Source organism: Streptomyces sp. NPDC091209, from assembly GCF_044757755.1.
Taxonomy (GTDB): Bacteria; Actinomycetota; Actinomycetes; order Streptomycetales; family Streptomycetaceae; genus Streptomyces.
Map to the genome: position 1 here is coordinate 625,098 of NZ_JBIVVR010000004.1, position 6,000 is coordinate 631,097.

Below are 6,000 nucleotides of genomic sequence, written 5' to 3' on the forward strand. Positions count from 1 at the left end.
CCCGCCGTACCTCATCGGCACATCATCTGCTCTCCGGGTGAAAACGGGGCGGGCTCCGGCTGCGGATTCCGTGGCCCCGAAGATCCACGTGTCTATATGACAAAACCCCGCTCCCGACCGCCCTGGAGGACCCATGCACCTGTCCGCGGAGCTCATCGGCGCCACCGTCGGACTGATCGGCCTCGGAATCCTGACTCTCGCGAGTGTTCGCAGCATCACACGGCGGTGAACCCCCGGGTTCACCGCCGCTCCCGGGCCGTTCCGCGAAAAACCGCAGGCGAACCTGCGCAAGGGTGCCCCCGGCCGACCGTGCGTGTGTAGCTTGGGCGGCGGTCTGAGACCCTGTTTAGCCTGAGCCGTAACCATTCACATGCGGAAGGACGGTCGTGCACATCGTCATCATGGGCTGCGGAAGAGTGGGTTCCGCTCTTGCCCAGAACCTGGAGCAACAGGGGCACACGGTCGCCGTGATCGACCAGGACCCCACCGCCTTCCGGCGGCTGGGCTCCGGGTTCGGCGGCCGTCGTGTCACCGGAGTCGGCTTCGACCAGGACACCCTGCGCGAGGCGGGCATCGAGGAGGCCGGCGCGTTCGCGGCGGTCTCCAGCGGTGACAACTCGAACATCATCGCCGCCCGGGTGGCCCGCGAGATGTTCGGCATCGAGAACGTGGCCGCCCGTATCTACGACCCGCGCCGCGCCGAGGTCTACCAGCGCCTCGGCATTCCGACCGTCGCCACCGTCCGCTGGACGGCCGACCAGATGCTCCGCCGGCTGCTGCCCTCGGGCGCCGAGCCGCTGTGGCGCGACCCCACGGGAGGTGTGCAGCTCGCCGAGGTGCACGCCTCCGCCACGTGGGTGGGCCACAAGATCAGCCGCCTCCAGGACGAGACGGGCGTGCGCGTCGCCTTCCTCACCCGGCTGGGTGAGGCGGTCCTGCCCACCTCGCAGACGGTGCTGCAGGAGGGCGACCTGGTCCACGTGATGATGCGCACCGACGAGGTGGAAAAGGTCGAGGCGTCGTTCGCCAAGGGCCCTGAAGAGGAGGCGGGTCACTGATGAGAGTCGCCATTGCCGGTGCCGGTGCCGTGGGCCGCTCGATCGCGGGCGAACTGCTGGAGAACGGTCACGAGATCCTGCTGATCGACAAGGCGCCGACCGCCATCTCGGTCGAGCGCGTGCCCCAGGCGGAGTGGCTGCTCGCCGACGCCTGCGAGATCACCTCCCTGGACGAGGCGGCGCTGCAGCGCTGCAACGTGGTCATCGCGGCCACGGGGGACGACAAGGTCAACCTCGTGGTCTCGCTGCTCGCGAAGACCGAGTACGGGGTCCCGCGGGTCGTCGCCCGGGTGAACAACCCGAAGAACGAGTGGCTGTTCAACGAGTCCTGGGGCGTGGACGTCGCCGTCTCCACCCCGCGCCTGATGTCGGCCCTCGTCGAGGAGGCCGTCAGCGTCGGAGACCTGGTGCGGCTGCTCCGCTTCAGCCACGGCGACGCCAACCTCGTCGAGCTGACGCTGCCGCCGGAGTCCGCCCTGGCCGGCACGACCGTGGGCGATGTCGCGTGGCCGGAGGACACGTCGCTGGTGACCATCATCCGCGGTACCCGCGTCCTGACCCCCTCGCGGGAGGACTCCCTGGAGGCGGGCGACGAGCTCCTCTTCGTGGCCGCCCAGGCCCGTGAGGAGCAGCTGGAGGACCTGCTGTCGGTGCGCCGCGACACGAACGCGACGAGCTAGCGGTTCCCGTCGGCGGTACGACGTCCCGGCGACGGGAAGGCGTCTCGCGGCGGGAAGGCGTCTCGCGCGGCGGTACGACGAAGGGGGCGCCCGGAGATTCTCCGGGCGCCCCCTTCGTCGTACCGCCGTCGTGCTCAGTCGTGCCAGTCGTGCCAGTCGTGCCAGTCGTGCCAGTCGTGCTGGGCCTACGCCTCGCGGCGGTGCCGGGCCGGGGCCGGGGCGTCGCCGCGCTCCTTCGCGAGGGCGGCCTTGCGCTCCTTCTCCGCCTGCTCCTCGGCCTCCATCTCGGCGAACACGTCGATGGGCGGCGGCGCCTTGGCCAGGAAGACCCAGGTGAGCCAGACGGCGAGCAGGAACGGCGGGATCTTCAGAGCGATGAGGACCCAGCCGAACTGGGTGGTGTCGCCCCACCAGTAGAGCGGGAAGAGCACGGCGCACTTGGCGAGCAGGATCAGGCCCCAGGCCCAACTGGCCTTCGCGTACGCCTTCTTCCGGCCGGGGTTGCGGGTGCGCCAGGAGAGGTTCTCCTTGAAGACCGGGCCGAGGATCAGGCCGATCAGCGGGACACCCGCGAGGGTCGTCACGATGTAGGCGACGGCGAGCCCGAGCGTGTAGAGCATGCCCGGAAGGTAGAAGTCCTTCGCGTTGCCCGTCATCATCGCGAAGACCACACCGAAGGCGACGCCGAAGACACCGCTGAAGGCGTGCTTCACGGTGTCGCGCCGTACCAGGCGGACCACGACGAGCAGCAGGGACACGGCGAGGGCGGCGATGGCCGACCAGTGCAGGTCCTTGTTGATCGTGAAGATGGTGACGAAGAGCAGGCCCGGCACCACCGTTTCGACCATGCCCCGCACGCCGCCGAACGCCTCGAAGAGTGCGGCCTCGGTCACCGCCCGCGCATCCTGCTGGGCGTCCTGGGCGTCTTCGGTCGGCTTGTCGAGCGACGTCACCGGCTACTCCCGTCCGAGGGGTCTGAGTTCGTACTTCGGATTGAACAACACCCTACGGCCCCGGCTCATCGAGATACGGCCGGAGGCGATCAGCTTGCGTCCGGGCTCGATGCCGACGATGGAACGGCGGCCGAGCCAGACCACGTCCAGGGCGGCCGAGCCGTCGAACAGCTCGGCCTCCAGGGCCGGAACACCTGCCCTCGGCCGCAGAGTGACCGTGCGCAAGGTACCAGTAACCGTGACGATCTGCCGGTCGTGGCAGTCACCGATACGGGTGCAGCCCGCGGTCGCGGCGTCCTCCCGCAGCTCCTCGGACTCCAGGTCCTCCTGGGACGAGGAGAGCCGGTCCATCATGCGCCGGAAGCGGCCCGCCGGCTTTTCGGAACGAGGAACAGCACTCATACCGAAAGCGTACCGGGGGGCGCTGACAGCTACGTACCCGCGGCGCCGTCACCCGAACCGGGCACGGACCTCACACGATCCGGAGGCCGCACCCCCTCGAACCGACGCGAGCGCCATCACTCACACCGGTGCGTACGTCGTCACCCGAATCGGTGTCGGAGCGTCACCCGGATAGGTGTCCGGGCGTCACCCGGATCGGTGTCCGGGACGCTTCGGTGCCGCGGCCCGGACGGGAGACCGCGTCGCCACGGCGTCGAGATCGCGTCATCGCTCGAACCGGTACCCCATCCCCGGCTCGGTGATGAAGTGCTTCGGGTGCGAGGGGTCCGCCTCCAGTTTGCGGCGGAGCTGGGCCATGTAGACCCGCAGGTAGTTCGTCTCCGTCCCGTACGACGGCCCCCAGACCTCCTGGAGCAGCTGCTTCTGGCTGACCAGGCGGCCCGTGTTGCGGACCAGGACCTCCAGCAGGTGCCACTCCGTGGGGGTGAGGCGGACGTCCCGCCCGTCGCGGTGCACCTTCTTCGCCGCCAGGTCGACGGTGAATCCCTCGGTCTCCACGATCACGTCGTCCTCCTCGCCCCCGGTGGGCTCCGCTCGACGGACGGCGGCGCGCAGCCGGGCGAGCAGCTCGTCCATGCCGAACGGCTTGGTGACGTAGTCGTCGGCGCCCGCGTCGAGCGCCTCGACCTTCTCGTCGGAGGAGTGCCGGGCGGACAGCACCAAGATCGGCACCCGGGTCCAGCCGCGCAGCCCCTTGATCACCTCGACGCCGTCCATGTCGGGCAGGCCGAGGTCGAGCACGACGACGTCGGGGTGGCGGGCGGCGGCGAGCTGGAGCGCGGTGGCTCCGTCGGGGGCCGCGTCGACCTCGTACTTGCGCGCCCTCAGATTGATCACGAGGGCTCGGGTGATCTGGGGCTCGTCGTCGACCACGAGGACCCGGGTCATGAGGCCTGCCTTTCTGCGACTTCTGATCGGGCGGCCAGGTCGGGCCGGCGGTCCACCGCCCGCACCGTGAGCACCATGGTGAGTCCGCCGCCGGGGGTGTCCTCGGCGTTGAGGGTGCCGCCCATCGCCTCGGCGAAGCCGCGGGCGACCGCGAGGCCGAGGCCCACTCCGGTGCCGCGCGGGGCGTCTCCGTAGCGCTGGAAGGGCGCGAATATACGGTCCTTTGCCTCGTCAGGGACGCCGGGGCCGCGGTCCACCACGCGTACCTCCACGCGGTCGGCGATCGCGCTCGCGGCGACCAGGACCCGTTCGTCGACGTGGCTGTACTTGACGGCGTTCTCGACGAGGTTGGCGACGGCGCGCTCAAGGAGCCCGGCGTCGACGGCGACCATCGGCAGGCTCTCCGGGATCTCCAGCTCCACGCTGTCCTCGGGAACACCGCCGAGCGCCATCGGGACGACCTCGTCGAGGTCGATCTCCCGGATCAACGGGGTGACCGTCCCGGTCTGGAGCCGGGACATGTCGAGCAGGTTGCCCACCAGGTGGTCGAGGCGGTCGGCGCCGTCCTCGATGCCTTCGAGGAGTTCGGCCCGGTCCTCCTCCGACCAGGCCACGTCGTCGGAGCGCAGGGACGACACCGCGGCCTTGATCCCGGCGAGCGGGGTGCGCAGGTCGTGGCTCACGGCGGCCAGCAGGGCGGTGCGGATGCGATTGCCCTCGGCCAGTTCCTTGGCCTGGTCGGCCTCGTGCTGGAGGCGCTGGCGGTCCAGCACCACCGCGGCCTGCGCGGCGAAGGCGGCCAGCACCCGGCGGTCGGAGGCGGGCAGCACGCGTCCGGACAGGGCGAGCGCCATGTGGTCGCCGACCGGCATGTCCACGTCGGCGTCCTCGGGGCGGGCCGAGGGCGCCGGTCCCACACTGCCCGCGCACGTCCACGGAGCGACGTCGCCGGCCCGCTCCAGGAGCGCGACCGACTCCATGCCGAAGGTCTCCCTGACCCGCTCCAGCAGGGCCTCCAGGCTGGTCTCGCCGCGCAGCACGCTGCCCGCGAGGAAGGAGAGGATCTCGGATTCGGCGCGCAGCCGTGCCGCCTGGTGGGTGCGGCGGGCCGCCAGGTCCACCACCGACGCCACCGAGACCGCGACGCCCACGAAGATCACGATGGCGACGATGTTCTTCGGGTCGGCGATGGTCAGCCGGTGCAGGGGCGGTGTGTAGAAGTAGTTCAGCAGCAGCGAGCCGAAGGCCGCCGAGGCGAGGGCCGGGAGGAGACCGCCGAGCAGGGCGGCCGCGACCGTCACCGCCAGGAACAACAGCATGTCGTTGGCGAGGCCGAGGTCGATGGTGTTCAGCAGCAGCGCCATGACCACGGGGCCGCCCACCCCGATCACCCAGCCCCAGATGATCCGGGAGCGTCCGAGCCGTGCCCCGCGCGCCACCGGCAGACCGCGCCCCTTGGCGACCTCTTCGTGCGTGACGATGTGGACGTCCAGGTCGGGTCCTGACTCCCGGGCGACCGTGGCTCCGACGCCCGGCCCGAAGACGTACTGCCAGGTCTTGCGGCGGGACGAGCCGAGCACGATCTGGGTGGCGTTGACCCCGCGCGCGAAGTCCAGCAGGGAGGCGGGTATGTCGTCGCCGACCACGTGGTGGAAGGTGCCGCCGAGGTCCTCGACCAGGGTGCGCTGGACGGCCAGTTCCTTCGGCGAGGCGGAGGTGAGCCCGTCGCTGCGGGCGATGTAGACGGCCATGACCTCGCCGCCCGCGCCCTTCTCGGCGAGCCGCGCGGCCCGGCGGATCAGCGTGCGGCCCTCCGGACCGCCGGTCAGTCCGACGACGATCCGCTCCCGGGAACCCCAGATCTTGGAGACCCGGTGCTCGCTGCGGTACTCGGTCAGGTATTCGTCGACCCGGTCGGCGACCCACAGCAGCGCGAGCTCGCGCAGGGCCGTGAGATTG

The 6,000-nt window shown here is 70.7% G+C and carries 6 protein-coding genes; 2 read left to right on the forward strand and 4 right to left on the reverse strand.

What is annotated here, in order from left to right; all coding sequences use genetic code 11:
* Positions 1 to 386: 386 nt before the first annotated feature.
* Complete coding sequence (locus ACIQRL_RS15560; RefSeq protein ID WP_401331724.1) at positions 387 to 1,058, forward strand: potassium channel family protein; 672 nt, start codon at positions 387 to 389, stop codon at positions 1,056 to 1,058.
* Positions 1,058 to 1,738, forward strand: coding sequence for a TrkA family potassium uptake protein (locus tag ACIQRL_RS15565; protein WP_261707696.1), 681 nt, complete (start codon positions 1,058 to 1,060; stop codon positions 1,736 to 1,738). The genes ACIQRL_RS15560 and ACIQRL_RS15565 overlap by 1 nt, the downstream gene beginning before the upstream one ends.
* Before the next feature lie 185 nt (positions 1,739 to 1,923).
* Here ACIQRL_RS15565 and ACIQRL_RS15570 read toward each other — a convergent pair whose 3' ends face one another.
* The 4 genes from ACIQRL_RS15570 to ACIQRL_RS15585 all read right to left on the reverse strand — a co-directional run.
* A complete protein-coding gene (locus ACIQRL_RS15570; RefSeq protein ID WP_401331725.1) occupies positions 1,924 to 2,691 on the reverse strand; it encodes a DUF3159 domain-containing protein in 768 nt (255 codons plus the stop codon).
* Between the two features lie 3 nt (positions 2,692 to 2,694).
* On the reverse strand, positions 2,695 to 3,093 hold the full coding sequence (locus tag ACIQRL_RS15575; RefSeq protein ID WP_261707694.1) for an OB-fold nucleic acid binding domain-containing protein: 399 nt from the start codon (positions 3,091 to 3,093) through the stop codon (positions 2,695 to 2,697).
* Positions 3,094 to 3,357: 264 nt separating this feature from the next.
* On the reverse strand, positions 3,358 to 4,041 hold the full coding sequence (locus tag ACIQRL_RS15580) for a response regulator (RefSeq protein ID WP_401331726.1): 684 nt from the start codon (positions 4,039 to 4,041) through the stop codon (positions 3,358 to 3,360).
* Positions 4,038 to 6,000, reverse strand: a 1,963-nt coding sequence (locus ACIQRL_RS15585) for an ATP-binding protein (RefSeq protein WP_401331727.1), incomplete at its 5' end; no start/stop codon positions are given. The genes ACIQRL_RS15585 and ACIQRL_RS15580, both read right to left, overlap by 4 nt.

What these genes read in the sequence shown, in the direction of transcription:
- ACIQRL_RS15565 (WP_261707696.1), top strand. Translation starts at nt 1,058, where the DNA reads ATGAGAGTCGCCATTGCCGGTGCCGGTGCCGTGGGCCGCTCGATCGCG.
- ACIQRL_RS15575 (WP_261707694.1), bottom strand. Translation starts at nt 3,093, where the DNA reads ATGAGTGCTGTTCCTCGTTCCGAAAAGCCGGCGGGCCGCTTCCGGCGC.
- ACIQRL_RS15580 (WP_401331726.1), bottom strand. Translation starts at nt 4,041, where the DNA reads ATGACCCGGGTCCTCGTGGTCGACGACGAGCCCCAGATCACCCGAGCC.